Raw genomic sequence first — 2,510 nt, forward strand, 5'->3', positions numbered from 1 at the left:
GACACTCGGGGCCAGCTTGTCCATGTCTCAGCACCTGCTATTGTGCGGAAAATCTTGTGACGGAGTTTCGACGATGACCATCCCCGCCCCCGAGACCGAGGTTGTGACCACGTGGAAAGTGGCCTGCGACGGCGGCGAAGGTGCCTTGGGCCATCCGCGCGTCTGGCTGACGATCCCGCATGATACCGGTTTTGTCGAATGCGGCTATTGCGACAAGAAATACGAGATCGACCGCGACCACGCGCATGGCGATCACTGAGCGCTTTCGCAGCACCCGGTTCAGGATTTCTTTGCCGCGGCTTCCTTCATCCGCTTGAGCAGTTCGGCTTTCGATGGCTGTTTGCCAAAGGGGTTCTTGTCGCTTCCCTTGGCGTTATGCTCCTTGTGGCGTGGAGCGTGCTTGGCCGACTTGGCCGCGCCTGATTTTCCGTAATCCATGTCTGTCATGCCTTGAATTGGGGTCCGTGCCGCCAAGGGCCCGGTAATTGTATCGGCAGCGAAGGTCAGGCCGGTATCCCGCCCCATGGACCCCCGCGCCCGTCTCTGCCATATCTCGGGGCGTCCGATACGGGAAGGGGAGTCTGATCATGACATTCGGCAAAGGTTGCCATCTGCATCTGATCGACGGTTCGGCCTATATCTTCCGTGCCTATCACGCCTTGCCGCCCCTGACACGCAAATCGGACGGGCTGCCCATCGGTGCCGTCGCCGGGTTCTGCAACATGCTCTGGTCGCAGCTTTCCAACAACAAGGGCGATGACGCGCCGACCCATATCGCCTGCGTTTTCGACTATTCGTCTAAGACCTTCCGCGATGAGATCTACGACAAGTACAAGGCCAACCGCCCCGAACTGCCCGAAGACCTGCGACCGCAGTTCCCGCTGACGCGGGAGGCGACTAAGGCTTTCGGCGTCGCCTCTCTGGAACTGGAAGGCTACGAGGCCGACGACATCATCGCCACCCTTGCCCGGCAGGCGCGTGAGGCGGGGGGAGAGGTCACGATCATCTCGTCGGACAAGGACCTGATGCAATTGGTCGGCGGCGGTGTCGAGATGTTCGATGCGATGAAGTCCAAGCGCATCGGCGTTGAAGAGGTTGAAGAGAAGTTCGGTGTGAAGCCCGACCGGGTGATCGACGTGCAGGCGCTGGCGGGCGACAGCGTCGACAACGTGCCTGGCGCGCCGGGGATCGGGGTCAAGACGGCGGCCCTGCTGATCAACGAATACGGCGATCTGGAAACGCTGCTGGCACGCGCCGAAGAGATCAAGCAGCCCAAGCGCCGTCAGGCGCTGATCGACAATGCCGATCTGATCCGCATCTCCAAACGCCTCGTGACGCTTGATGACCAGACGCCGGTCGAATGGACACTGGACGAGCTGGAGGTTCGGGACCCCGAGGCCGAGCCGCTGATGGCGTTCCTGTCCGGGATGGAGTTCCGCACGCTGACCAAACGCGTGGCCGACGCGCTGAAGGTAGAGGCCCCGGCGATCCCCGACGCGCCTGCGGTCCCGGTCACGCACGCGGCGGAAGGTGAGGCCCCGGCGCCTGAGCAGCCCGCTTTCGATCATGCGAAATACGAATGCATTCGTGACGCGGCGGCGCTGAACCGCTGGATCGATCTGATCCGCGAGCGGGGATATGTCGCCGTCGATACCGAGACGACGAGCCTTGACGAAATGCGGGCCGAACTGGTCGGCATTTCGCTTTCGGTCATCCCCGGCGCGGCTTGCTACATCCCGCTTGGTCACAAGCAGGGTGGCGGCGATCTTTTCGGGTCGAATGACCTCAGCGAAGGCCAGATGGGGCTGGATGAGGCGCTGGGCCTTCTGAAACCGGTACTGGAGGACGATGCGATCCTCAAGATCGGCCAGAACATGAAATATGACTGGAAGATCTTTGCCCGTCACGGGGTCCGGGTGGCGCCCATCGACGATACGATGCTGATGTCCTATGCGATGCATGCAGGCCATCACAATCACGGCATGGACCTGTTGTCCGAGCGTTATCTGGCCCACAAGCCGATCGAGATCAAATCGCTGCTGGGTTCGGGCAAATCGGCCATCACCTTTGATCGTGTGCCGATCGACGAAGCGGTAAAATACGCGGCCGAGGATGCCGATATCACGCTCCGCCTGTGGCAGGCCTTCAAGCCGAACCTGCACCGGGTGAAGGTGACAACGGTCTATGAAACGCTGGAACGCCCGCTTGTGCCGGTGCTTGCGGATATGGAGATGGCCGGCATCCGCGTCGATGGTCAGGTCCTGTCCCGCATGTCGAATACCTTCGCCCAGAAAATGGCGGGGCTTGAGGCTGAAACGCAAGAGATTGCCGGTCAGCCCTTCAATGTGGGCAGCCCCAAACAGCTGGGCGAGATCCTGTTCGACACGATGGGGGTCGAAGGCGGGCAAAAGGGCAAGACCGGCGCCTATGCGACCGGGGCGGATGTGCTGGAAGACATCACCACGCTGGAGGATGTGAACCCCGCTGCCGCGCGGCTGGCAGCGACGGTG

The 2,510-nt window shown here is 61.7% G+C and carries 3 protein-coding genes; 2 read left to right on the forward strand and 1 reads right to left on the reverse strand.

What is annotated here, in order from left to right; translation table 11 throughout:
* Positions 1 to 73 precede the first annotated feature (73 nt).
* Positions 74 to 259, forward strand: a complete 186-nt coding sequence (locus WBB85_RS02210; RefSeq protein WP_432636989.1) for a zinc-finger domain-containing protein — start codon at positions 74 to 76, stop codon at positions 257 to 259.
* A gap of 20 nt (positions 260 to 279) precedes the next feature.
* Here the strand turns inward: WBB85_RS02210 and WBB85_RS02215 are convergent, their stop codons facing one another.
* The gene (locus WBB85_RS02215; protein ID WP_432636990.1) at positions 280 to 525 is read right to left on the reverse strand and encodes a hypothetical protein; all 246 of its coding nucleotides are present in this window, start codon (positions 523 to 525) and stop codon (positions 280 to 282) included.
* A 62-nt stretch (positions 526 to 587) separates the two neighbouring features.
* On the opposite strand from WBB85_RS02215, the gene WBB85_RS02220 reads away from it, so the two are divergent.
* Positions 588 to 2,510 (forward strand): DNA polymerase (locus WBB85_RS02220; RefSeq protein WP_432636991.1); only part of this gene is annotated, 1,923 nt, incomplete at its 3' end.

Origin of the sequence: Albidovulum sp. (assembly GCF_049646345.1) — a bacterium.
Lineage (GTDB): Bacteria > Pseudomonadota > Alphaproteobacteria > Rhodobacterales > Rhodobacteraceae > Albidovulum.